The sequence below is a fragment of the Streptomyces sp. NPDC045968 genome (assembly GCF_056430475.1).
The window spans coordinates 13,978-37,514 of record NZ_JBWKLF010000007.1 but is presented as its reverse complement, the minus strand read 5'-3'; the positions used below and the strand labels follow the sequence as shown (position 1 = coordinate 37,514).

The following is a 23,537-nucleotide window of genomic DNA, read 5'->3' as shown; positions in this document are numbered from 1 at the left end:
CTCGCGCCCACCCCCCCCCCACCCCCCCCCTCCCCCCCCCCCCCCCCCCCCCCCCCCCCCCCCGCCCCTCCCCCCCCCCCCCCCCCCCCCCCCCCCCCCCCCCGCGGCTCTTTTGATCTGTGCGGTTGTACGCGGTCAGGCAGACTTCCTGCTGTCCCGCGGGTGCACGGCAATGTTCATGGCTCCGGAGCGCAGAACCGCCAGCCTCTCGGCCAGCACCTCCTCAAGCTCCTCGCGGGTGCGCCGCTCCATGAGCATGTCCCAGTGCGTACGCGCAGGCTTGCCCTTCTTCTCCTCGGGGCCATCCCCGTCCACCAGGAGTGCCATGGCGCCGCACGCCTTGCACTCCCACTCCGGCGGAATTTCCGCCTCTACCGAGAACGGCATCTCAAATCGATGTCCGTTCTGGCATGCGTACTCCACCGCCTGGCGCGGGGCCAGATCGATGCCGCGGTCCGTCTCGTAGCTGGTAACCACGAGTCGCGTGCCGCGGAGAGCTCGCTCACTCATGAATCGTGCCTCCCGGGCTTGTCGCCCACAGGACAGGTGTCGCTGTCGTCGTCATCCGGTCAACGTCCGGTCGGCGGTAAAGATTCCCGTTGCCGGTCTGCGTCGCCCGTCGTGTCCGCTGCTTGTACTGGGTTTCCAGGGTTTCAGGTACCCACCAATGCCCGGTTTGTCACATCCGGCAGAAGTTGTCACCCAACGGTTTGGCTTCTTCCGCTCGCAGTAACGGTCCTCCGGGCAGGCCAAAGGCGTACACTACCGGCCTTTCACTTCAACGTCTAAATCCGGGCCGGCACGGGGTTGCCCGCCGCCGCCACGGCGGCCCGCACCGGCACCCGCGCCAGCAGTACCGTACCGAGCGCGAAGAAGATCACCAACGAGAGCAGCGCCTCCCGGTAACTGCCGGTCAGCTGGTACGCGAGGCCGAACACCAGCGGCCCCAGCCAGCTCAGCCCGCGGTCGCTCATCTCGTACGCGGAGAAGTACTCGGCCTCCTTGCCGCGCGGCACCAGATGCGAGAAGAGCGAGCGCGACAGGGCCTGACTGCCGCCGAGGACCAGTCCGATGGCCGCCGCCAGGGAGTAGAAGAAGGCCGGTTCACCCGCCGGAAGGACATACGCGGCGAGCAGGATCAGCGTCCAGACGACCAGGGACGCGAGAATCGTGCGCTTCGCGCCGTACACCCGGGCGAGCCGCCCCATCCCCAGGGCGCCCGCCACCGCCAGCACCTGGACCAGCAGCACCGCCGTGATCAGGGTCGTCTGGCCGAGACCCAGTTCCTCGGAGCCGTACAGCGAGGCCTGCGAGATCACCGTCTGGACTCCGTCGTTGTAGACGAGGTAGGCGAGCAGGAACGACAGGGTCAGCGGGTGCCGCCGCATGTCGCGGAGCGTCGCCAGCAACTGCTTCCAGCCGGAGCCGACCGCGCCCGCGCCGTCGGGACGCACGTTCCGGTCGCGCAGCCGCCGCAGGGGTACGACGGTGAACGCGCCCCACCAGACACCGGCGGAGGCCAGACAGATGCGTACGGCCTCGGACTCGGAGAGGCCGAAGGAGTCGTGCCCCGTGTAGAGGACGAGGTTCAGCACCAGGACGAGTGCGCCCGATGTGTACCCGAAGGCCCACCCCCGGGAGGAGACCGCGTCGCGCTCGTCGGGCTCCGCGATCTGCGGGAGGTAGGAGTTGTAGAGCACCATCGACACGGAGATCGAGGCGTTGGCCACGATCAGGAGGAACGCGCCGAGCAGATAGCGGTGGCCGTCCAGGAAGAACATGCCGGCCGTGGCCGCCGCACCCGTGTACGCCGCGGCGGCCAGCAGGGGTTTCTTGCGTCCCGTACGGTCGGCCGCGGCCCCCACCACCGGCATCAGCAGGACGGCCACGACCACCGAGGCCGAAACGGCGTACGCGAACAGCGACCCGGCCCGCACGGGTATGCCCAGCGGGTGCACATAGCCCTCGGCGTCGGCTGCGGCCTTGGCGACCGACGTCAGATAGGGGCCGAGGAACACGGTGAGGACGCTCGTCGAATAGACGGAGCAGGCGAAGTCGTAGAAGTACCAGCCGCGCTGCTCACGGCGGCGGTCCACGGCCCCGGCGGGCCGCTCCGCCGGATCGGCCGTTCCTGCGGTACCGGTGCTCACACCGCGCCCCCTCGCTCGTCCCCGTGCCGACACGGACGGCCCGGCGTCAGGCCCAGGCCCCCCGCTCGCTCAGCACCGTGCGCAGCGTCTCGATGTGATCGGTCATGATGCCATCCACCCCGAGGTCGAGGAGCGCCGCCATCCGTTCCGGGGCGTTCACCGTCCACACGTGCACCTGGAGCCCCCGCGCGTGCGCCGTCCGGACGAAATTCCGGTCCACCACCCGGATGCCGTTCTGGCTCTCCGGGACCTGCGCGCACACGGCGCCCGCCCGGAGCGCCGCCGGAATCCCGTACGAGCGCAGCCGCAGCCCCAGGACGCCGCGTACGCCGTACGAGGTCGCCAGGCGGGGGCCCGCCAGACGGTGCGCCCTCGCCACCCGGGACTCCGAGAAGGAACCGACACAGACCCGGTCCCAGGCACCTGTCCTGCGGATCAGCTCGACGAGCGGGACGAGCGCGGGCTCCGCCTTGATGTCGACGTTCCACCGGGCGTCCGGGAACTCCTCCAGCAGCTCCTCGAAGAGCGGCAGGGGTTCGCGGCCCGCCACGCGCGCCCGGCGCACCTCGCTCCACGGCAGCTCGGCTATCCGCCCCCCGGCGTCCGTCACCCGGTCGAGCGTGGGGTCGTGGAAGGCCACGAGCCGGCCGTCCGACGTGGTGTGCACATCGGTCTCGAAGTAGCGGTATCCCGCCTCCGCGGCACGGCGGAAGGCCGCCGCGGTGTTCTCCAGGCCGTCCGCGGCGCCGCCGCGGTGGGCGAACGGAATCGTCGAGGGGTGGTCCAGGTAGGGGTGGCGTCCATGAGTCACCGCGGCAGTATCGCCTGTTCGGGTGATGGGTCGGCGAGCTCGGTGACGACTGCGGCGGGCTCGGGGACGGCGAACACGCGCAGGAAGAACTGGGCGAGCGGGCCGATCGCCAGGGCGTACAGGACGGTGCCGACGCCCAGCGAGCCGCCGAGCAGGAAGCCGGTCACCACGACGGTCACCTCGATCGCCGTGCGGACCAGCCGGATGGAGCGCCCGGTGACCCGGTGCAGACCGGTCATCAGCCCGTCGCGCGGGCCCGGCCCGAACCGGGCCGTGATGTACAGCCCCGTGGCCACACCGTTGAGCAGGATGCCGACGGCCATGGCCGGGATCTGCGCGCCGAGCCCGTGGATCGCCGGTACGAGGGCGAGCGTGCCGTCCATCGCGAGGCCGACGACGAAGACGTTGGAGACGGTGCCAAGCCCGGGACGCTGCCTGAGCGGAATCCACAGCAGCAGCACGATCGCGCCGACGATGATGGAGACGACACCGATGGAGATGCCGGTCAGCTCGGTGAGCCCCTGGTGCAGTACGCCCCACGGTTCCAGGCCCAGCTCGGCACGGACCAGGAGCGCCGCACTCGCCCCGTACAGGGCCAGACCCGTGTACAGCTGGATCAGCCGCCGAGTGACATGGGTCCGACTCCGGCCGGTGGTGTCGGACAAGTGGTGCCCCCTGGTGTGGTGGTAGTGGACTGCTGCGTGTCACTCTGTGGCGGGGGATTGGCTGCCAACCATGGCCAATCCGAGGAAGGTGGACTGATTTCCATGGCGCAGTGGACTTCAACGGTCGGTGCGGCGCAGCTCGCACGTCAGCTTCAGGCCCAGCAGGCGCGGCCCGCCGGGCCCGGCAGCCGTAAGCAGCCCGCCTACCGCGCGCTCGCCGACGGCGTACGGCTGCTCGTCCTCGAAGGCCGGGTCCCGGTGGCCGCCCGGTTGCCCGCCGAACGTGAACTGGCGCTCGCCCTCTCCGTCAGCCGCACGACCGTGGCCGCCGCCTACGAGGCGCTGCGGGCCGAAGGCTTCCTGGAGTCCCGCCGGGGTGCCGGCAGCTGGACCGCGGTGCCCGCGGGCAACCCGCTGCCCGCGCGCGGCCTCGAACCACTGCCCCCGGAGTCCCTCGGCTCGCTGATCGACCTGGGCTGCGCCTCGTTGCCCGCGCCCGAGCCCTGGCTGACGCGCGCGGTGCAGGGAGCCCTGGAGGAGCTGCCGCCCTACGCGCACACGCACGGCGACTACCCGGCGGGCCTGCCCGCCCTGCGCCAGATGATCGCCGCCCGCTACACCGAACGCGGCATCGCGACGATGCCCGAACAGATCATGGTCACCACCGGCGCGATGGGTGCCATCGACGCGATCTGCCACCTCTTCGCCGGGCGCGGCGAACGGATCGCGGTCGAGTCGCCCTCGTACGCCAACATCCTCCAGCTCATGAGGGAGGCCGGTGCGCGGCTGGTGCCGGTCGCGATGGAGGAGGGGCTCGGCGGCTGGGACATGAACCGCTGGCGACAGGTCCTGCGCGACGCCGCGCCCCGCCTCGCGTACGTGGTCGCCGACTTCCACAATCCGACCGGGGCGCTCGCCGACGAGCAGCAGCGGCGCGATCTCGTCGACGCGGCGCGCTCCGCGGGCACGGTCCTCGTCGTCGACGAGACCATGCACGAGCTGTACCTCGACGCGGACGTCGACATGCCGCGCCGCGTCTGCGCCTTCGACCCGGCGGGCAGCACCGTCCTGACCGTCGGCTCAGCGAGCAAGGCGTTCTGGGCCGGGATGCGGATCGGCTGGGTGCGCGCGGCGCCGGACGTGATCCGCAGCCTCGTGGCGGCCCGCGCCTACGCGGACCTGGGGACGCCGGTGCTGGAGCAGCTCGCCATCAACTGGCTGCTGCGGACGGGCGGCTGGGAGCAGGCCGTGGAGGTCCGGCGTACCCAGGCGCGGGAGAACAGGGACGACCTGGTGCGGGCGCTGCGCCGGGAGCTGCCGGAGTGGGAGTTCGAGGTGCCGCGCGGCGGACTCACCCTCTGGGTGCGTACGGGGGGACTCTCCGGTTCACGGCTGGCCGTGGCGGGCGAGCGGGTGGGCGTCCGGGTGCCGTCCGGGCCCCGGTTCGGGGTCGACGGGGCCTTCGAGGGGTATGTGCGGCTGCCGTTCACCGTGGGCGGCGCGGTGGCGGACGAGGCGGCTCAGCGGCTCGCGGCGGCGGCGGAGCTCGTCCGCTCGGGCGCGAGCGCCGGGGCCGAGGCACCGAGGACGTTCGTGGCCTGAGAGGGCGGGAACGACGGTGGGCGGGTGACGGACTCCGCGTCCACCACCCGCCCACCGGCCGTACGTCCGCCCCTCGTCACCCCTCGGCGATCGCCGGCGTGGCGATCAGCGGGTCCCTGGGCACGGGTTCCGACACGGCCACCTCGACGGCCACGGGAACGGGCGCGGTCGCGGGCTCCGCGTCGGCCGCGGACTGCCGGTCGGGCAGCAGGTCGAGCACGGCCTGCCGGTGCGCCTCGCTGGTGGCGTCGTCGTACGGGTCCGGCGTGGCCGGCACCTGGAGCCGCAGGACCGGCCCCGTGCCCAGGCGCACATAGCCCCGTCCCGGCGGGACGTCCGGGGTCGGCGTGGTGTGGGGCTCCGCGCCGAGTACGGCCTCGATCTGTTCGCGCGACGCCGGGCCGAGCACGGCTCGGGCGCGGGTGTGCGTCCGTACGGTCTCGGTCAGGGAGTCCGTGCTGTCGAACTGGTCCGCCATGACGACGGTGACCCCGGCCGCCCTGCCGTGCCGGAGCGGTACCTGAAGGAGCTCCTGCGGGTCGGGCCTGCCGTCGGCGGCGGCGAGATGGCCGAGGACGCTCGGCCGGTCGAGCAGGATCCACAGCGGACGCTTGGTGTCCTCGGGGGCGGGGTGCCCGGCCTGACGTGCGCGGTTGGCGGCGATCAGCCTCCGCTCCGTCTCGTGGGCGGCCCATTCGAGCGTCGCGAGCGCCCCGGCGAGGCCGCACTCGACGGCCAGCACCCCGGTGCGCCCGGTCAGGCAGCCGTACTCGCCGGTTCCGCTGCCTTCCACGACGATGATGTCGCCGTGCTGGAGCGCCTGGAGCGCGATGGAGCGCATCAGCGTGGTGGTACCGCTGCCGGGCTGTCCGACGACGAGGAGATGGGGCTCCGTGGAGCGGGCCCCGGTGCGCCAGACCACCGGCGGCGCGTCACGCGTGTCCTCGCCGTCCTGGACGGGCACGGTGCGCTGTACGGCGTCGGCGTCGGTGAAGCCGAGCACGGTCTCGCCGGGTGCGGTCACGAAGCGCTGGGCGGCGATCGAGACGGGCAGGGCGTCCAGCACGGTCATGACGAGATGGTTGCTCTCCTCGTCCCAGGCGAAGTGGTATTCGCGGCCGCGGCCGGACTTGGCCTGGAGCAGCAGCTCGATCCGGGCGCGGGCGGCCGGGTCGCTGTCGGTGAAGTACGCGGGATAGTTCACCTGGAGGGTGGTGAGACGCCCGTCGGCGTCGAAGGTGTGGCTGCCGAAGCCCTTCTCCCAGTCGCCGCCGTGGGAGTACAGCGGACTGGGATCGTCGGACGTCGAGAAGTAGGGCACGAGTGCCTCGTACAGGGACTGGAGCCGCCCGGCCTCCGCCTCGTCGGGGCCGGCCTTCACGGGCGTACGGTTCCGCCCCTTCCACGCGGCGGCGCTCATCACCGTGATCACAGCCAGCAGGGGCCCGTACGGGATGAGCGCCACCACGAGTACGCAGGCCGCGGCGAGGAACAGCGTGGGACCACGCCGGTCCTTCGGCGTCGCGGCCCACTTCTGCCGTCCTGCCGCGGCCAGCAGCCGCAGACCACGAGCGATCGTGATCAGCGGGTGGAGCACGTCGGTGGCGCTGTCGGCGGCCGTACGCGCGAACTCTCGACTGCGAGTGATCGATGCGCTGCCGCTGCTCAGAATGCGGGGGAGTGGTCGCCGTGCCACGTCGGTCTCCTGAAGGGGTGGGAACGGTCGCTGAGCGTCAGAACTTGATCCCGCCGAGCAGACCGGCGAGGCTCGCCCCGCCTGCCGTGATGCTCGGTGCGATGGCGGTGCCGGCCAGATAGAAGCCGAACAGGGCGCAGATCATGGCGTGCGATGCCTTGAGGCCGTCCTTCTTGAAGAACAGAAAGACGATGATGCCGAGCAGTACCACGCCCGAGATGGAAAGGATCATGAGTCGTTCTCCTGGTTGAGGGGGACAGTCACCATGAGTCCTTCCAGGATTACGGGAAGTATCTATACGATAAAAGGTGCAATTGGGTGAAAATATGGCATTTTCACCTCACTGGCGGACAAGGGATGGTTGCCTCTGCGGAACGCTTTGACGTTCCGTGACCGAAAACGGTCCGCACGAAGTGATCTTTTGCCTCATACCGGCCGGGTCATGTCGGCACGGGAGCAGTACCCTGTCGATTCACTCGTACGGCCCCACGCCGTACTCCCCACCAGGTCAACGGCAACGACAACGGTTATGGAAGGCGGTCCGTCCGATGAGCGAAACCCCCGATCCCGAGGTGGTCGAGCTGGCGACCAAGGTCTTCGACCTGGCCCGCCGCGGTGAAACCGACGCGCTCGCCGCGTACGTCGACGCGGGAGTGCCCGCGAACCTCACCAACGACCGGGGCGACTCGCTGCTCATGCTCGCCGCCTACCACGGGCACGCCGAGGCGGTCACCGCCCTCGTCGGCCGGGGCGCCGACCCGGACCGGGCCAACGACCGGGGCCAGACCCCGCTCGCGGGAGCCGTCTTCAAGGGCGAGAACGCCGTGATCGAGGCCCTGCTCGCCGCCGGGGCGGACCCCGCGTCCGGCACACCGTCCGCGCTCGACACGGCGCGCATGTTCGGCAAGGCCGACCTGCTGGAACTCTTCGGGGCCCGCTGACGTGAGCGCGCAGGTGCCTGCCGGGGCGCTCGCCGGCGCACGCGCCGACCGTTGCGCCGTAAATGTGGTCGCGGTGGCGAAATGGCTGGGTCATCATGACGTCGCGGGTCCGCTCAGGACCACCGACGAGAGGCAGAGGAAGATGGTCTACACCAGGCAGAAGACGGCGGTCGGCCGATCATGTTGCTGCGCGGCCTAGTGCCCTCCCGGCACTTGGAACTGCACAGTCCCGGTTGCGTCGACAGCTTGATGTGAGGCTTTTCCCATGTTTGATCCGTTCATAGCGCCGAGCGGCACCCTGCTCGGCCTGCTGCAGAGGGGCCGCGGCGACGGCACGCTCCACGCGCTCGCCGCGCCACGCCCCGAGGCCCTGGCGGCTCTCAACCACTGCGTCCTGAGCGATCCGCGTCACGACTGGCAGGTCGAGAACCGCTCCCTCTACTACGCACGCCTGTACCTCGATCTCGACGGCGGCATCGAAGAGATCGAACGGCACCTGTGCGATCCCGAGGACCACCTCGACACCGACGACTCACGCACGGGCCTGGCCCTCGCGGTCCTCGGCCATCTCGCCTCGTACGGACGCGAGGACGCCCTCGCCCTGCTGCGGCGGTACGCGGCCACCGGCTCCAACTGGGCCTGGGCACTGGACGAGCTCGCCCTGCGCGACGACGACGCCGGGCTGCGCTCCCTCGCCGTGCCCGTGCTCGGCCGCTTCCCCGTCACCCCGGAGGGAACCGCCGAACTCGCCGCGGTCGTCCGGGACGCCTTCGAGCCGCGCCCCTGGCGGCTGTGGGCCGACGACCCGCGGGACGAGGTCGGCGCCCGGGTCAGAGCAGCCGCCGAACAGGGCTCGTTCGACCGCTGGCAGCGCCAGATGCGCCCCGGCGGCCCCCGCCCCGGCTGGAGCGTCCAGGCCGTGTTCGACTGGGCCCAGCAGGGACTGGAGCGCGGCAGCGTCCTCCACGTACCGGCGGCACGCTGCCTGTCCGCCGTGGCCGGTCCCGACGACCGGACCCTGATCATCGAGGCCGCCCGCAGCGGCCCCGAAGGCGCCCGCTGCGCCTCGCTCCACTACCTCGTCGAGGCCGGCGACCCCGCTGTTCTCGACCTGATCGAGGCTGCCGCCGCCGACCCCTCACGCACCGTCTCCGAAGCCGCGGTCAGCGCCTTCGAGCGGATGTGCGGAGAAGCGGCGGTGGACCGTGCCCGCCGGTGGGCACGACGGCCCGACGCGCTCGGAGCGTCGGCCGCCGGCGTGCTCGCCTGCCGCGGCGGGGCGCAGGACGCCCCGCTCGTCCTCGGCGCCCTGCGCGAAGCCGTACGGGGCGAGGGGCCCGACGCCCCCCGTCTCTGGACCCTCGTCGACGGCACCGGCCGGCTGGGCATCGCCTGCGCCGCGCCCGTACTGCGCCACGTCTACCGCGAGACGTCCTCCTCCCACCTGCGCGGACGAGCCGCCCGCGCCCTGGCCGCGACCGACCCCTCCTTCGCCACCGGATTCGCCGTCGAATGCCTGTGGGACTGCGAGGAGACCACCCGGGAGGTCGCCGCCCTGCACGCGGAGACCGGGGACATCAGGGTCGCCGAACGCCTGCGGCGGCTGGCCGCCGACCCCGCCGAGGAGGCCGAGGTGCAGACGGCGGTACGCAGCAGGATCGGGCCCGACGCACCCGCGGTCTGAAGCCGACGCACCCCGCCGTCCGAAACGGAGCGCGCGCCGGGACGACGGGCGCCCGGCGCGAACGCCCATCACCGGAGAACCGCCGGTCCCGGCCGGTCCGTACGGGAAGGGCCTCGCGCACGTGCCCGAAGGTCCCCGCCGGCCCCGGGGCGGCCGGTCGCTTCTGCGCCGTTTCGACCGTTGTCGGTGCGAGGACCTAATCTGTGCAGCGTGACTTCGCCTGCCTACACGGACAACGCTGCGCCCCAGCTCAGCGGGGGACCGCGGCCCGCCCCGGGCCCCGCCGCCGATGAGGGGCTCTCGCGACGGCTGCGCGCGCTCGCCTGCACCGCGCCGCTGCACGACCTCGACGTCCGCAAGGCGAATCTCGCCGGGGAGTACACGGTCTACTCGATGGCCGAGGTCGCACTCGCCGCCATCGACCTGGTCACGCTCAACATGGACTTCGACACGGGCGCCGACCACGAACAGATAGTGGCCAGACTCCTGCCGCGGGTCGCGGCACAGGCCCCCCGGCGCCCGGTCGCCGAGCACGAGCGGGTCGCCCGCTGGGTGCTGGAGAACCTGATCAACGTCGGGAGCGTGGACCGCGGATTCCGCGCGGTGTACGGCACGTTCGGTCCCGACGGGGTGTACGTCCGCAGGGACTACGACTTCAAGCTCATCGAAGAGGTCCCCGGTTACGGCGGCAGCGTCTACCTCCGCGCCACCGACGAGGCGGTCAACGTCCTGGTCGGCGCGCTCGACACGGACGTCACCAGCGCACAGATCGCCGCTGAGGTGAAGCTGGAGGTCCTGATCAGCCGAGGGCGTCTCGCCGACGCGCAACTCGCCGCCGAGCAGGCCCGCTACCGCACCGTGCAGTACGCGGAAACGCTCCGCAGGACCCTGGAGGCGACCCGGCGCAACGTCCGTGCCGTGGACTGGCTCAACACCGTCCCGGACATGATCGCCGAAGCGCTGGACCACGTCGCCGACCGCTACCGCCACGAGAACGCGATCCTCACCAACATCCGCAAGTCACGCGACGAGGCGGAGGACCCCGAGCACAAGCGGCGCGCCGCCGAGCTCGTCGACATCGTCAAGGACTGCATCCGCCGCCACACCCAGCTCCAGTCCAGGCTGCTGGAGGCCGGCCCGCTGTTCCGCGCCGAGCAGGACCGGCAGGCCTTCGCCGCTCCCACGGCACGCACGGGCCTCGATCTGTACGGGCAACTCGTCACCCCCCTGCTCCCCCTCCCCGTCGAACAGGCCATCCGGGCCACGGACGCCTTCTTCGCGAACGGCACAGGGCTGCGCACACCCACGTCCGTACGCGTCGGCGACCTCGTCGACATGCTGCTCACGCCCCCCATGGAACGCGAGCACCTCGGCGCGGAGATGCCCGAACCCGACCTCATCGCCACCCCCGACGACAGCAGGTTCAGCGAGGACCAGCTCGCGCGGGCCACGGCACTGCTCGACCTGGAGTACGACGCACCGCGCCGGCTCTCCGGCCTCCTGGCCGAGGCCCGGCTCAGCGGCGATCTCGACCTGCCCTATCTGGTCGCCCTGCTCGCGGTCCACGCGGCGAGCCCCCCGGTCGGCACCGCATACCGCCAGGGTGAACGGCGCCTGCTGTTCGCCGTGGACGACGGTACGGAGCTCGACGACCCGGAGTTCGGTGGTGCCGACCTGATAGTGGGCACCGCACTGCTGGACACGGCCGCGGCGACCGCGGACCGCAGGGAGGCGTCATGAACCCCCGCGCCACCACACCGCGGGCCCGGGCGTCCCTACGCCGGCAGCACACCGGCAGTGACCCAGACGCCCCGCACCCGCGGGCCGACGGCCACCACCCCGCCGACGGCCACCACCCCTCCGTACCCCGGAGTTTCCGCAGTTCCCGCACCGAGGAGCCCCAACCGTGAGCGAGTACCACGCCGAGCACACCGACGCGTGGAGCGAGACGGCAGATCCGGCCCCGGCGGCCGAGACGAGCGCTCCGGCGCCCGTCACTCCGGCCGACGCCGCCGACGCCGCGCGCCTCGTCTCCTTCGGGCTCCAGCCCAAGCTGCTGCCCGCCCGCGACGCCGAATACGCCGAACTGCTCCGCCGCTACCGGGAAGAGCCCGCCTTCGCCCGGCTCGCCGACGCCGTGGCCACCGGTCTCGGACTGATCGTCATGGAGGTGTCCACCCGCGCCGGGATGGCCGTCACCGCGGGCGAGGACTCGGTCTTCGCCGTACGCATGGGCGACTACGCCCGCCGCGCCTCGTCCGACTCCGCCGACCGCTTCCTGCACGGCCTCGCCCACCTCGCCGTCGCGGCCATGGCTTTCCCCCGCCCCGAGGACCTCGCCGACAACGGGTACATCGGCCGCATCACGGTCAACGGCGTCGACGCCTTCGTACGCCAGGCGTGCCACCGCCTGGAGGAGCGGGCGGAGGAGCACGGCGACAACACCGACCCGGCCACCGACGCCCCCGGCCTGGAGGCCGGGTGGCGGATCTACGCCCGGCGCAGCGCCACCGGCGCGACGAAGGACGCCCGGCGGCTCGCCGGCTCCACCACCGGCATCATCGGCAAGGCCGTCGCCTTCCTCACCGACTCCGGCTTCCTCCAGCGCACCGGCGACGACGCCGGAGGCGCGTACCGCACCACCGCCCGCTACCAGCTCCAGGTCCGCGACATGGCGGGCAGTGCCGCCATGGCCGAACTGCTGGAGCTGGGAGTGGTCCCGGTCTCCGACGGCACGGCCACCCTGCTGCCCCCACCGGACGCCGACAGCGCCGAGCTGGCCGCCGACGAGGGCCTGCCCTTCCACGCCTGACCCGCCCGCGGGCCCGGTCTCCACCGGGCCCCACCCCCGACGTTCCCCTCCCGCTGCCTGAACGACGAGAGTCCGCCGCCATGTACGAGTTGTCCCGGGTCCGCCTCTACTCCATCGGGCCCGCCGGTGCGCGCTATGCCGACACCGTGCTTGACCTGCGCGGTGTCGGTGAGCCCGTACCCAACCCCGCCCCGGCCCAGGCGGAGTTCTTCGAGGACGAGCCGGTCGGCCCGCCGCGCCGCCCCGCGCCCGCCGGTGTGCTCTTCCTGGAGAACGGCGGCGGCAAGTCCGTCCTGCTGAAGCTGATCTTCTCCGTGATGCTGCCCGGCCACCGCAACACCCTCGGCGGCGCCAGCTCCGGCGTACTGCGCAAGTTCCTGCTCGCCGACGACTGCGGCCATGTCGCCCTGGAGTGGCAGCACACCCTCACCGGCGAGTGCGTCGTCGTCGGCAAGGTCAGCGAGTGGCGCGGGCGCCAGGTCTCCAGCGACCCCCGCAAGTTCGCCGAGGCGTGGTACTCCTTCCGCCCCGGACCGGGTCTCAGCCTCGACTCGCTGCCGGTCGCCGAGGCCACCGCCGTCGGCCGCGCCGCCGAAGGAGTCTCCGGCGCACGGGGCCGCCGCCGCACCATGAAGGGCTTCCGCGACGCCCTCACGGACGCCGGCAAGTTCTACCAGCACCTCGACGTGCACTGGGAAGAGATCCACGACCGGTGGAACGAGCACCTCGGCGACCTCGGACTCGACCCCGAACTCTTCCGCTACCAGCGCGAGATGAACGCCGACGAGGGCGAGGCCGCCGGACTCTTCGCCGTCAAGAAGGACTCCGACTTCACCGACCTGCTGCTCCGGGCCGTCACCGACACCCGTGACACCGACGGTCTCGCCGACCTGGTCAGCGGCTTCGGCAACAAGCTGGGCCGCCGCGCCGAGCTCACCGCCGAACGCGACTTCACCGCGGGCTCCGTCGATCTGCTCGGCCGGATCGTCGAGGCCGCCGACACCCGCGCCCGCAGCAGGGACGTCCACGCCGGAGCCGAACGCCGCACCCGCACCCTCGCCCGCAGGCTCTCCGCCCGCGCCACCGGGGAGCGCGCCCGCGCCGGCGAGCTCGCCCAGCAGGTCACAGCCGCGGCCCACACCGTCACCGAAGCCGAGCAGGCCCGCGGCAGCCGCGCCCTGATCGCCGCCGAACTCGCCTACCGGCACGCCTCGCTGGCCCTGACCGCCGCCGAGAAGGGCGCGGCCGCCCAGCGCCGCGAACTGGCCGAAGCGCGGACGCTGCACTCCGCCTGGCAGGCCGCCGAAGCGGTCCTGCGCCACCGTGCCGCGGCCGACCGCTCCGCACGCGTCGCCGTCGCCATCCGCGAGGCCGAGCGCGACGCGGCCCCGGCCCTCGCCGCACGGGCCACGGCCGCCGCCGACCTCGTACGCGCCCTGCACACCGCCGCGGAGGCGGGGGAGCGCGTGGCCAACGAGGAGGAGGAGCGCTCCGGCGTCCTCCAGGAGACGGGCGAGCGGGCGCACCGCGACGCCACCACCGCCGCCACCGAGGCCCAGCGCGCCCGCAGCGAGGCGGGCCATCTGCGCCAGCGCCTGGCGGAGGTCGAGCAGGAGACGGCCGAAGCCGTACGGGCGGGCTGGCTCGACAACACGGCGCCCGACGCGGACCCGGCCCGTGCGGCCCTCGCCGCGAGCGAGTCGGAGCAGGCGGCCGTCGCCGCCTGGGACACCGCCAGGGAGGCTGCCGCGGCGGCGGCGGACCGTGCCAGGGAAGCGGCGTCGACCGAGAGCCGGGCCGAACTCGCCGCCGCCCGTGCCTCCGACGGGGCGCAGGCGGCGGAGCAGGCGTACGAGGCGGAGCTCAGGGCGGCCGAGTCGATCGCCGCGGACCACCGCCTCGCCGACCTCCTCGGCCTCCCCTCGGCGCAGCCCACCGGTGTACCCAGGCCCCGCCAGGGGGCGGGAGACGAGGTCTGCGGACCGGACGGGCCGCACGGCACCGGCACACAGGACGGCCGGCCGGCCCCCGGGGACGCCGCCCACCCCACGGCGTCCGGCCCCGGCGGACAGGTGGCCGTCGCCGAACCCGTCACCACCGGACCGGCCCGTGCGGCCGAACAGGCCCTGACCGCAGAGGAGTTCGACGGCAGCGCCGACGAACTGCGCGAGCTGCTCGACCAGGGCATCACCGCCGCCGAGCGCAGGCTCTTCGAGCTCCGCACGGCCGCCGCCGACGACGCGCGGATCCTCGGCGCGCTCGGTGACGGCGGACTGCTGCCGCCCGGCCCCGACGTGCTGGCCACCGTCGAATACCTCGGCGAGCACGGTATTCCCGCGCTGCCCGGCTGGCGCTACCTCGCCCAGGCCGTCGACCCCGCCGACCACGCGTCGGTCCTCGCGGCCCGCCCCGAGCTGGTCGACGGTGTCGTGATCACCGACCCCGAATCCCACGCCCGCGCCCGCGAGGTGCTGGGCGCCGCCGCCCTGCTGCCCCGCTCGGCGGTGGCCGTCGGTACGGCCGCGGCGCTCCTCGCCCCCGTCCCGGCCCCGGGAGCGGGCGACGGGACGGACGGGGTGTTCCTGGTCCCGCCGAACCCGGCGATGCACGACGAGCACGCGGCGGACGAGGAGAGGCAGGCGCTCAGGCACCGGGCCGCCGCCCGCGACGAGGACATCCGGACCCTGGCGTCCCGGCTCACCGCCGACCGCTCCCTCGCCGCCCGCATCGGCTCCTGGCGCTCCGACTGCCCGCCCGGCAGGCTCACCGAACTGGCCGAGGCGGCCCGCACGGCCCGTACGGCCGCCGAAGCGGCGCAGGCCGCTCTCGCGGAAGCCCGAGCGGTCCGGGCCGAGGCGGACGAGGCCGCCGCCGAAACCGCCCGCGTCCGCGAGGAACGCCAGGAGACCGCCCAGCGCGCCCGCCGGGCGGCCGACGCCCTCGCCGGCCTCGCCCACCGCCTGCGCGAACGCGCCCGCTGGCAGACCCGGCTGCGCGAACTCGTCGACGAGGCGGCCGAATCGGAGGCCCGGGCCACGACCCTCCTGGACCGCGCACGCGCCGCCGACGAGGACCGCCGCGCCGCCCAGCGCGCCGGTGACGACGCCCGCCGTACCGCCCGCGCCCTGCGAGCCGAGCGGGCCGAGATCGCCGGTGCGCCGGAGAAGCTCCCGGATGCCACGGAGGACGCCGCCCGCTCCTCCCTGCCCGCCCTCCGCGAGGCCTACCGGGCGGCCTCCCAGCTGTACGAGAAGGTGGGCGTCGGCGCCGACCTGCGCGCCGAACAGGCCCGCGCCGAGAGCGACGAGAGCGCCGCTCTCGCCGAGCTCGACCGCCTCACCAACAAGGTCCGCACCCGCGCAGCCCAGCTCCTCGAAGGCACCGACGGCGCCGACGGCCCGTCCCGGCAGGCCGCGGCCGCCCGTGCCGAGTCCCTGGTCCAGCTCCTGGAGACCCGGGCTTCCACGGCCAGCGAGCAGCTCGGCCGGCTCCGCGGTGAGGCCGAACGGCTCGCCCCCGTCGACGAGGAGCCCCACCACACGGAACTGCCGGACGAGCTGGTCCCGGCCGACGCCGGACAGGCGCAGAACCTGCTCCGCACGGCCACCGCCGAACTGGCCTCCGCCACCGGTACCCTGGACACCGCCCGGGCCGCCCACTCCGAACTGCTCCACGCCCACCGCACCGCGGAGGACTCGGCGCGCGGCTTCGAGGAGACGGCGGCGCTCCTGCGCGACCTGCTCCGGGACCACGGCGCCGACGAGGAGACCGACGGCCCCGAGCCGTATCCCGGCACCCTCGACGAGGCCCAGCGGTCCGCCGCCGAGGCCCGCCGCTCCCTGCGCGGCTGCGCCGCCGACCTGTCGGCCGCCGAGACCGCCGTACGGGAAGCGAGCGATGTGCTCGTACGGCACGCCAACTCCACCCGCTACGAGCAGGTCCGCACCCCCGCACGCCAGCAGATCCGGGAGCTCCCGGCCTCGGCCCTGCCCGAGCACGCGGAGAAGTGGGCCGCCGCCTTCGCCCCCCGCCTCCGCGTCCTCACCGACGAGATGGCCCAGCTGGAGCGCAACCGCGACTCCATCGTCGACCGGCTCCGCGGGCTCGTGGAGTCCGCCCTCGCCACCCTGCGCTCGGCGCAGCGGCTCTCCCAGCTGCCCGACGGACTGGGGGAGTGGTCCGGCCAGGAATTCCTGCGGATCCGCTTCGAGGAGCCCGACCAGGCCACACTCACCGAACGCCTCGGCCTGGTCATCGACGAGGCCACGCACGCCGCCCTCAAGAAGAACTCCGACCTGCGCCGGGACGGCATGTCCCTGCTGCTGCGCGGTGTCCAGGCAGCCCTCGAACCCAAGGGCATCGCCGTGGAGATCCTCAAGCCGGACGCGGTGCTCCGCGCCGAACGGGTCCCGGTCGGACAGATGGGGGACGTGTTCTCCGGAGGCCAGCTGCTCACCGCGGCGATCGCCCTGTACTGCACCATGGCGGCACTCCGGAGCAACGACCGCGGGCGGGACCGCCACCGGCACGCCGGCACGCTGTTCCTCGACAACCCCATCGGCCGCGCCAACGCCACGTACCTGCTGGAGCTCCAGCGGGCGGTGTCGGACGCGCTGGGTGTCCAGCTGCTCTACACGACCGGCCTGTTCGACACGACGGCGCTCGCCGAATTCCCCCTGGTCATCCGTCTCCGCAACGACGCGGACCTGCGGGCGGGGCTGAAGTACATCAGCGTGGAGGAGCACCTGCGCCCCGGACTGCCGCAGCAGGACCCGGACGTCGAGACGGTCCACGGCGAGATCACCGCGACCCGGATGTTCAAGCGCACGCCCCAGGCGGCCGAGGCAGCGGCCCAGGCACAAGCGGCCGCCCGGGATTGAAGATCAAGCCCGTCCGGCGCTTGAGGACAGAACGCGGCCGAAGGCCGCGAAACCCGGTGAACGTATCCGCTCACCGCGCTGGTCCCGGCTCCGCCCCGGCGACGCGAGCCGGGGCCCGGGCGGCCGTCAGGCCCTGGACAGGCCGCCCGAGCCCCGGCGGCGTATCCGCGTGGCCTGCCGCGTCGCGGTCCTGGCCATGCGCCGGGCCCGTCGCCGCTCACGGCGCATCCGCCGCGCCGTGCTGCTCGGCACGGACACCACACCGTTGCGCTGGTTCCACACCTGACGCGTGACCCACACGTCCAGGACCGACCACGTCGCGACCACCGTGCTGCCCACGCTGCTGAGCATCGTCGGGAAGGCCAGCCACGAGCCCGCCAGGGCGCTCAGGAAGGCCACCATGGCCTGTATGAGGGTCAGTGACGTGATGAGCACGGCGCGCACAGCCGCTCTCCGCACCGGGTCCGGCATCCGCCGCCGCACCGCGGGCTCCTCCACCCAGAGCTGCCGCGGGATATGAGCGGACCGCTCCGACTCCTGCTCGCTCCGGCGCTCTTCCGTGTCCAAGAACCTTCAACTCCCCACCGCTGTCCGACTTCAGGGTGGCTGCCCGGATTACAGCCGTTCTACGCGGGCGGGGTCCTGCTGCCCCGTCGTACGCACCCATGTAGCCCTCTGCCCCGTACAGTTGGACGAATGCCGCGCGGTGAAGATTCCCGCAGAAGGGGGTCATTGAGCCCCGAAGGCCATGGAACGAAAGGTTCCAGCCAACTGCGTGTGCCGCGAACGTGACAGTCCACGCGGCCTCGGCTGTCGCTTTCGCGAATTTCATCTCCGGGAATACCAGGACAACCCCTGATCAAGTCTCAGCGGGGCGGCCGAAATTCGCCCGGACACGCCTTCGAGTTGTCTGTGTGTCAGTAGTAGGCTCGCGCCGTTTGTTGACGGATGCCGACGGAACGCCGACCGGTCAGCGACAGGGACCCGGTGAGCCACCGACGTACACCACCCCGCGACGCGGGGCCGAGCTGGGGGAGGCCATGCGCTTTCGCGGGAAGTCCATCCGCAGGAAGATCGTGGCGTTGCTCATGGTGCCGCTCGTCTCCCTCACGGGCCTCTGGGTGTTCGCCACCTACATCACAGGCCGTGAGGCCGGCGAACTCATGGGCGCCGGTTCGATCATGGAAAAGGTCGGTCATCCTCTGGAGGACACCGTCCGTGCCGTCCAGAGCGAACGACGTCAGACGCTGATCTTCCTCGCCGACCCCCGGGCCTCCGACGCCCTGCCCCTCCTGCGCCGCCAGCGCGCCGCCACCGACCGGGTCGTGGCGGACGTCCGGGAGAGCGCACACCAGAAGGGCATCCGTGACGCACTGCATCCGGACGCCGAGACCAGGCTCGACTCAATCCTCAGCGCCGTCGACGGCCTCGACGCACTGCGGCAGTCAGTAGAGCGTCGCACCATCGACCGCGACCGGGCACTGGACTTCTACAACCGGCTCATCGATCCCTGCTACCGCTTCCTGAACGGTCTCCACACCATGGAGAACGTATCGATGGACAAGCAGGTCCGGGCGCTGGTCGGGATCTCCCGCGCCCGCGAAATGCTGTCCCGCGAGGACGCGTTGATCGCCTCCGGGCTCGTCGCGGGCCGGCTCGACGCCGAAGAGCTGCGCGCGGCCTCCGACCTGGTCGCGGGGCGCCGTCTGCTGTACGAGGTGAACCTCGAACTCCTGCCCGCCGCCGAACGCCGGCGCATGGAGCAGTACTGGGGCAGCCCCGACACCGAACCCCTGCGCGGCGCGGAGAAGACGCTCATCGACGCGGGCCCCTTCAAGCGGCCGGGCAGCGTCGACGCGGAGCGGTGGCAGGAAGTGAGCGAACCGGTCCTGGACCGGCTCGCCAACGACACCACCGAGATGACCAACCGCTTCCAGGACCGCGCCGAACCCGCCGGCTACCGGGTCCTGATCCAGGCGGGGATCGCCGGTGTGCTCGGCTTCCTCGCCCTGCTCGTCTCGATCTTCGTCTCCGTACGGATCGGCCGCGAGCTGATCCGTGACCTCTCGCGGCTCCGCAAGGACGCCCATGAGGTCTCCGGGGTGCGACTGCCGAGCGTGATGCGCCGGCTCGCGGCGGGCGAACAGGTGGATGTCGAGACCGAGGCCCCGCATCTCCAGTACGAACGCGACGAGATCGGCCAGGTCGGCCAGGCGCTCAACACCCTCCAGCGGGCCGCCGTCGAGGCCGCGGTCAAGCAGGCCGACATGCGCCGCGGGGTCTCCGAGGTGTTCGTGAACCTCGCCCGCCGCAACCAGGTCCTCCTGCACCGCCAGCTGACGCTGCTGGACACCATGGAGCGCCGCACCGAGAACAGCGAGGAACTCGCCGACCTCTTCCGCCTCGACCACCTCACCACCCGTATGCGGCGGCACGCCGAGGGCCTCGTGATCCTCTCCGGCGCCGCCCCGTCCCGCCAGTGGCGCAAGCCGATCCAGCTGATGGACGTGGTGCGGGCGGCGGTCGCCGAGGTGGAGGACTACGAACGGATCGAGGTCCGGCGGCTGCCGCGTATCGGCGTGGGCGGACCCGCCGTGGCCGACCTCACCCACCTGATCGCCGAACTCCTGGAGAACGCCACCGTGTTCTCGCCGCCGCACACCGCGGTCCAGGTGCACGGCGAGCGCGTCGCCAACGGATTCACGCTGGAGATCCACGACCGGGGCCTCGGCATGGCCCCCGAGATCCTCCTCGACGCCAACCTCCGGCTCGCCGAGACCCCCGACTTCGAGCTCTCCGACACCGACCGGCTGGGCCTCTTCGTGGTCAGCCGGCTCGCCCAGCGGCAGAACGTACGCGTCTCCCTCCAGAGGTCTCCGTACGGAGGGACCACCGCGGTCGTCTTCATCCCGGCCGCGCTGCTGACGGACGCACCGGACACCCACGGCACCGGATTCCGCCTCGACCGCAGAGCGGAGAGGGCCATCGCCGGCGGACGCCCGGGCATCGACGCACCGGGCAGCGGCCGGTCCCGCAAGGACGGCTCACCCGAGGACGGCGTCCGCGACAGCGCGACGCAGGAGAACGGCCGTTCCTCCGTCCTCTCCCCGGTGCCCACCGGCCTCGTAGGCCCCTCCGTCCTCGACGGCCCCGTGGAACTCGAAGGTCCGCTCGACGCCCTGGGCTTCCCGCAGGGCCCCGGCCGGGACGTGGACCCGGAGCTCGATCCGGCACTCGCTCCCGTACTCGACGGCGTCTCCGACCTGGAGGACACCGAGAGCGAACGCGGCGGCATCTTCCGCGCACGGGACCTGCGCCGCGACGGCGAGCGCGAACAGCACCAGCAGGCCGCCGACCAGACCGGCGAACACGAGGCCGATGTCCGCCCGATGCGCCCGGTGGGGCCCATCCCCCTGCCGCGCCGCAAGCCGCCCACCCTGGTCTCCGACCGGGGACGCCGGGTGGACGAGGCGGACCGCGCCCACCCCGACACCTTCCCGCCACCTCCCGCGACGAGGGAACGGCCGGCCGCCCCGGCCCCGGCGGAAGCGGTACGGGAGACGGTGGGCGGTCTGCCACGCCGGGTCCGGCAGGCCAGCCTCGCCCACCAGCTCCGGGAGGAATCCGCACACCGGACTCCCGGCCATGTCCCCGTGGACGCCGCCGACGACCTCGAACGCGACGCGGACGAAGTACGCAATCGCATGGCTTCGCTACAACGTGGCTGGCAGCGTGGCAGGCGTGAGAACGCCGAGAGCGCCGAAGACACCGCCGGCCGCGGCGAGACAGCACCACGAACCACTCCGGGAGGGGACGGTCCATGACCGCACCGAACGCCGCAGCATCCGACGCGAGCCGCCACGGCTCCGGCGAACTCAACTGGCTACTCGACGAACTCGTCGATCGCGTCGGCAGCATCCACAAGGCGCTGGTGCTCTCCAGCGACGGCCTCGCCACCGGCACGTCCAAGGACCTGACGCGCGAGGACAGCGAGCATCTGGCTGCGGTCGCCTCCGGGTTCCACAGCCTCGCCAAGGGTGTGGGCCGCCACTTCGACGCGGGCCGGGTGCGCCAGACCGTCGTCGAACTCGACGAGGCGTTCCTCTTCGTCACCGCGGCCGGCGACGGCAGCTGCCTCGCCGTCCTTGCCGACTCCGACTCCGACGTCGGCCAGGTGGCGTACGAGATGACGCTGATGGTCAAGCGCGTGGGGGCCCACCTGGCCAACGCCCCCCGGACGACCGGTCTGCCCGCCGGAGGGTGAGTGGATGGCATGAGCGCTGACTCCTCCCGGGGCACCGTCTCCGGACCTCCGGCCGCGTCCACCGTCTCCCAGTCCTCGCGGTGGTACGACGCGGACGCGGGACCGGTGGTCCGCCCGTACGCGATGACCCGGGGGCGTACCAGCAGCGCGTCCCGCCACCGCCTCGACCTGATCGCGGTCGTCGTCCCCGAACCGGCGGCCGACGATCCCGGCCGGGACCAGACGCTCTCCCCGGAACATGTAGAGATCGTCGAACTCTGCAGTGACATGCCCCAGTCGATCGCGGAACTCGCGGCCGGACTCGACCTCCCCGTAGGGGTGGTACGGGTCCTGGTCGGCGATCTCGTGGAGGACGAGCTGGTGCATGTAACCCGTCCCGTTCCGCCGGCCGAACTGCCGGACGCGAACCTTCTTCGCGAGGTGATCAATGGCCTTCGGGCGCTCTAGCCGCAAGAGGCGGCCCGTCGAGCCCGTTACCCTGAAAATCCTGGTGGCGGGCGGCTTCGGAGTGGGCAAGACGACCCTGGTGGGGGCGGTCAGCGAGATCAGACCGCTGCGTACGGAAGAGAGGCTGAGCGAAGCGGGCCGTCCGGTGGACGACCTGGCGGGCGTCGAGGCGAAGACCACCACGACGGTGGCGATGGACTTCGGCCGCATCACGCTGCGCGAGGACCTGGTGCTCTATCTGTTCGGCACCCCGGGGCAGGACCGCTTCTGGTTCCTGTGGGACGAGCTGTCCCAGGGCGCGCTGGGCGCCGTCGTCCTCGCGGACACGAGACGGCTGGAGGACTGCTTCGCGGCGGTGGACTACTTCGAGCGCCGGGCGATCCCGTTCGCGGTCGCCGTGAACTGCTTCGAGGGCGCCGACCGGTTCCCCGTCGAAACGGTGCAGGCGGCGCTGGACCTCGACCCCGAGGTCCCGGTACTCCTGTGCGACGCCCGCGACCGCCCGTCCGTACGGGACGTGCTGGTCGCGGTGGTGGAGCACGCGATGGCGCGCGCGGACAGGCTCAGGGAACCCGCTACGACGTGATCACGTCATGCGGCCGTGTGGGCTTCGGGCAGCCAGTCGCGGGCCGGGTCGTACTCCAGCCACCGGTTGCGCCCGGCTTCCGCCGCGAACGTGCTCAGCAGCTCCCGCAGCGGGGGATGTCCGTGCTGGTCGCGCCAGAGCAGTGACCAGGCGTACAGAGGCGTGGGGCCCATCAGCGGCACGGAACGGACCCGCACACCCGGAGGAAGTGGTACGTCGGCCGGCATCAGCGAGAAGCGGCGCGGGTCCGCGGCCACGTCGGCGAGGAAGTGGTCGAGACCCAGGTTGGCGCCTTCGGCGTGGTCGCGTATGCCGAACCGTTCGGCGAAACGGGACAGGAAGTCGAGCCGGCCCAGCGCCCCGGGCGTCCACAGAACGCTGTCGCGGAGGTGTCCGGGGCGCAGCACGGGCTCGGCGGCGAGCCGATGGTCCACACCGAGGACGACGTCCACCGGTTCGAGGCGCACCAGGCGGTGGGTCAGCCCGGCGGGCAGGGGCGGATGGACCCGGCCGAACGCCGCGTCGATGTCGCCACGCAGCAGCGAGGCCGCCACCGACGGCAGATCACGGCCGTGCCCGAGCTCCGGAGACGGTGCGCCGGCCACCGCGACCGCCTGCGCCAACGTCCGCATAGGCGCGTACAGATGACCCCATACATCGACGCGCAGCGGCCGGGGACGGTCCAGTACGGCGGCCACGGCATCCTCCGACGCGGACAGGGTCCGCCTGGCCGGCTCCAGGAAACGGCGCCCGGCCTCCGTGAGCCGCACCCCTTGGCCCCCGCGGTGAAACATCTCGGTGCCGAGCCCGGACTCCAGGCGGGCGATCCGCTTGGACAGTGCCTGCTGCGAGATGGACAGCGACTCGGCCGCTCGCCCGAAGTGCAGTTCCTGAGCGGCGCGTACGAAGGCGCGCACCTGAGCCAAGTCAAGATCCACGCCTCTCACCCTAGGCGACAACCATCGGTTGTCGGCCTTTCCCTGCCGTTGTTGGATCGCT

18 protein-coding genes are annotated in these 23,537 nt (G+C 72.6%); 10 read left to right on the top strand and 8 right to left on the bottom strand.

Going from position 1 to position 23,537, the window contains the following annotated elements; genetic code table 11:
* Nucleotides 1-135 precede the first annotated feature (135 nt).
* The 4 genes from AC07FA_RS20690 to yczE form a co-directional block, all read right to left on the bottom strand.
* Nucleotides 136-510: an RNA polymerase-binding protein RbpA gene (locus AC07FA_RS20690; RefSeq protein WP_007262928.1), complete on the bottom strand. Its 375-nt coding sequence runs from the start codon at nucleotides 508-510 to the stop codon at nucleotides 136-138.
* A 275-nt stretch (nucleotides 511-785) separates the two neighbouring features.
* Nucleotides 786-2,150 (bottom strand): MFS transporter, encoded by a 1,365-nt coding sequence (locus AC07FA_RS20685; protein WP_479077286.1) that lies wholly within the window; start codon nucleotides 2,148-2,150, stop codon nucleotides 786-788.
* Between the two features lie 46 nt (nucleotides 2,151-2,196).
* Nucleotides 2,197-2,961, bottom strand: coding sequence for a glycerophosphodiester phosphodiesterase family protein (locus tag AC07FA_RS20680; RefSeq protein WP_479077284.1), 765 nt, complete (start codon nucleotides 2,959-2,961; stop codon nucleotides 2,197-2,199).
* Complete coding sequence (gene yczE / locus AC07FA_RS20675) at nucleotides 2,958-3,626, bottom strand: membrane protein YczE (protein ID WP_479077283.1); 669 nt, start codon at nucleotides 3,624-3,626, stop codon at nucleotides 2,958-2,960. Before yczE ends, AC07FA_RS20680 begins: the two co-directional genes overlap by 4 nt.
* 102 nt (nucleotides 3,627-3,728) lie before the next feature.
* On the opposite strand from yczE, the gene AC07FA_RS20670 reads away from it, so the two are divergent.
* Entirely contained in the window at nucleotides 3,729-5,228 is a 1,500-nt protein-coding gene (locus AC07FA_RS20670) for an SCO1417 family PLP biosynthesis transcription factor (RefSeq protein ID WP_479077282.1), read from the top strand.
* A 76-nt stretch (nucleotides 5,229-5,304) separates the two neighbouring features.
* Here the strand turns inward: AC07FA_RS20670 and AC07FA_RS20665 are convergent, their stop codons facing one another.
* Together AC07FA_RS20665 and AC07FA_RS20660 are read right to left on the bottom strand one after the other, a co-directional pair.
* Complete coding sequence (locus tag AC07FA_RS20665) at nucleotides 5,305-6,924, bottom strand: hypothetical protein (protein ID WP_479077281.1); 1,620 nt, start codon at nucleotides 6,922-6,924, stop codon at nucleotides 5,305-5,307.
* 37 nt (nucleotides 6,925-6,961) lie between these two features.
* A complete protein-coding gene (locus AC07FA_RS20660) occupies nucleotides 6,962-7,156 on the bottom strand; it encodes a hypothetical protein (protein WP_185301971.1) in 195 nt (64 codons plus the stop codon).
* A 316-nt stretch (nucleotides 7,157-7,472) separates the two neighbouring features.
* Between AC07FA_RS20660 and AC07FA_RS20655 the strand changes: the two genes are divergently transcribed.
* The 5 genes from AC07FA_RS20655 to AC07FA_RS20635 all read left to right on the top strand — a co-directional run bounded on the left by AC07FA_RS20655 (nucleotide 7,473) and on the right by AC07FA_RS20635 (nucleotide 17,241).
* Complete coding sequence (locus AC07FA_RS20655) at nucleotides 7,473-7,865, top strand: ankyrin repeat domain-containing protein (protein ID WP_479077280.1); 393 nt, start codon at nucleotides 7,473-7,475, stop codon at nucleotides 7,863-7,865.
* 265 nt (nucleotides 7,866-8,130) lie between these two features.
* Nucleotides 8,131-9,549 carry a HEAT repeat domain-containing protein gene (locus AC07FA_RS20650; protein ID WP_479077279.1) on the top strand — a complete coding sequence of 473 codons (1,419 nt, stop codon included), beginning with the start codon at nucleotides 8,131-8,133 and terminating at the stop codon, nucleotides 9,547-9,549.
* A gap of 210 nt (nucleotides 9,550-9,759) precedes the next feature.
* The gene (locus tag AC07FA_RS20645; protein WP_479077278.1) at nucleotides 9,760-11,289 is read left to right on the top strand and encodes a hypothetical protein; all 1,530 of its coding nucleotides are present in this window, start codon (nucleotides 9,760-9,762) and stop codon (nucleotides 11,287-11,289) included.
* 166 nt (nucleotides 11,290-11,455) lie between these two features.
* Nucleotides 11,456-12,361, top strand: a complete 906-nt coding sequence (locus AC07FA_RS20640) for a hypothetical protein (RefSeq protein ID WP_479077276.1) — start codon at nucleotides 11,456-11,458, stop codon at nucleotides 12,359-12,361.
* An 80-nt stretch (nucleotides 12,362-12,441) separates the two neighbouring features.
* Nucleotides 12,442-17,241: a hypothetical protein gene (locus AC07FA_RS20635; RefSeq protein ID WP_479077275.1), complete on the top strand. Its 4,800-nt coding sequence runs from the start codon at nucleotides 12,442-12,444 to the stop codon at nucleotides 17,239-17,241.
* A gap of 126 nt (nucleotides 17,242-17,367) precedes the next feature.
* On the opposite strand, the gene AC07FA_RS20630 is transcribed toward AC07FA_RS20635, so the two are convergent.
* Complete coding sequence (locus AC07FA_RS20630) at nucleotides 17,368-17,808, bottom strand: hypothetical protein (RefSeq protein WP_479077274.1); 441 nt, start codon at nucleotides 17,806-17,808, stop codon at nucleotides 17,368-17,370.
* 473 nt (nucleotides 17,809-18,281) lie between these two features.
* On the opposite strand from AC07FA_RS20630, the gene AC07FA_RS20625 reads away from it, so the two are divergent.
* From AC07FA_RS20625 to AC07FA_RS20610, 4 genes are read left to right on the top strand one after another with little or no spacing between them, the layout of a single operon-like run.
* Complete coding sequence (locus tag AC07FA_RS20625; RefSeq protein ID WP_479077273.1) at nucleotides 18,282-21,065, top strand: sensor histidine kinase; 2,784 nt, start codon at nucleotides 18,282-18,284, stop codon at nucleotides 21,063-21,065.
* Entirely contained in the window at nucleotides 21,062-21,505 is a 444-nt protein-coding gene (locus tag AC07FA_RS20620) for a roadblock/LC7 domain-containing protein (RefSeq protein WP_479077271.1), read from the top strand. Before AC07FA_RS20625 ends, AC07FA_RS20620 begins: the two co-directional genes overlap by 4 nt.
* A gap of 9 nt (nucleotides 21,506-21,514) precedes the next feature.
* Nucleotides 21,515-21,952 (top strand): DUF742 domain-containing protein, encoded by a 438-nt coding sequence (locus AC07FA_RS20615; RefSeq protein ID WP_479077269.1) that lies wholly within the window; start codon nucleotides 21,515-21,517, stop codon nucleotides 21,950-21,952.
* Nucleotides 21,933-22,538, top strand: coding sequence for a GTP-binding protein (locus AC07FA_RS20610; protein WP_479077267.1), 606 nt, complete (start codon nucleotides 21,933-21,935; stop codon nucleotides 22,536-22,538). Before AC07FA_RS20615 ends, AC07FA_RS20610 begins: the two co-directional genes overlap by 20 nt.
* Nucleotides 22,539-22,543: 5 nt before the next feature.
* Here the strand turns inward: AC07FA_RS20610 and AC07FA_RS20605 are convergent, their stop codons facing one another.
* Nucleotides 22,544-23,476, bottom strand: a complete 933-nt coding sequence (locus AC07FA_RS20605; protein WP_479077266.1) for a LysR family transcriptional regulator — start codon at nucleotides 23,474-23,476, stop codon at nucleotides 22,544-22,546.
* Between the last annotated feature and the right edge of the window lie 61 nt (nucleotides 23,477-23,537).

What these genes read in the sequence shown, in the direction of transcription:
- AC07FA_RS20690 (WP_007262928.1), bottom strand. Translation starts at nt 510, where the DNA reads ATGAGTGAGCGAGCTCTCCGCGGCACGCGACTCGTGGTTACCAGCTAC.
- AC07FA_RS20670 (WP_479077282.1), top strand. Translation starts at nt 3,729, where the DNA reads ATGGCGCAGTGGACTTCAACGGTCGGTGCGGCGCAGCTCGCACGTCAG.
- AC07FA_RS20660 (WP_185301971.1), bottom strand. Translation starts at nt 7,156, where the DNA reads ATGATCCTTTCCATCTCGGGCGTGGTACTGCTCGGCATCATCGTCTTT.
- AC07FA_RS20655 (WP_479077280.1), top strand. Translation starts at nt 7,473, where the DNA reads ATGAGCGAAACCCCCGATCCCGAGGTGGTCGAGCTGGCGACCAAGGTC.
- AC07FA_RS20650 (WP_479077279.1), top strand. Translation starts at nt 8,131, where the DNA reads ATGTTTGATCCGTTCATAGCGCCGAGCGGCACCCTGCTCGGCCTGCTG.
- AC07FA_RS20635 (WP_479077275.1), top strand. Translation starts at nt 12,442, where the DNA reads ATGTACGAGTTGTCCCGGGTCCGCCTCTACTCCATCGGGCCCGCCGGT.
- AC07FA_RS20625 (WP_479077273.1), top strand. Translation starts at nt 18,282, where the DNA reads ATGCGCTTTCGCGGGAAGTCCATCCGCAGGAAGATCGTGGCGTTGCTC.
- AC07FA_RS20620 (WP_479077271.1), top strand. Translation starts at nt 21,062, where the DNA reads ATGACCGCACCGAACGCCGCAGCATCCGACGCGAGCCGCCACGGCTCC.
- AC07FA_RS20615 (WP_479077269.1), top strand. Translation starts at nt 21,515, where the DNA reads ATGAGCGCTGACTCCTCCCGGGGCACCGTCTCCGGACCTCCGGCCGCG.
- AC07FA_RS20610 (WP_479077267.1), top strand. Translation starts at nt 21,933, where the DNA reads ATGGCCTTCGGGCGCTCTAGCCGCAAGAGGCGGCCCGTCGAGCCCGTT.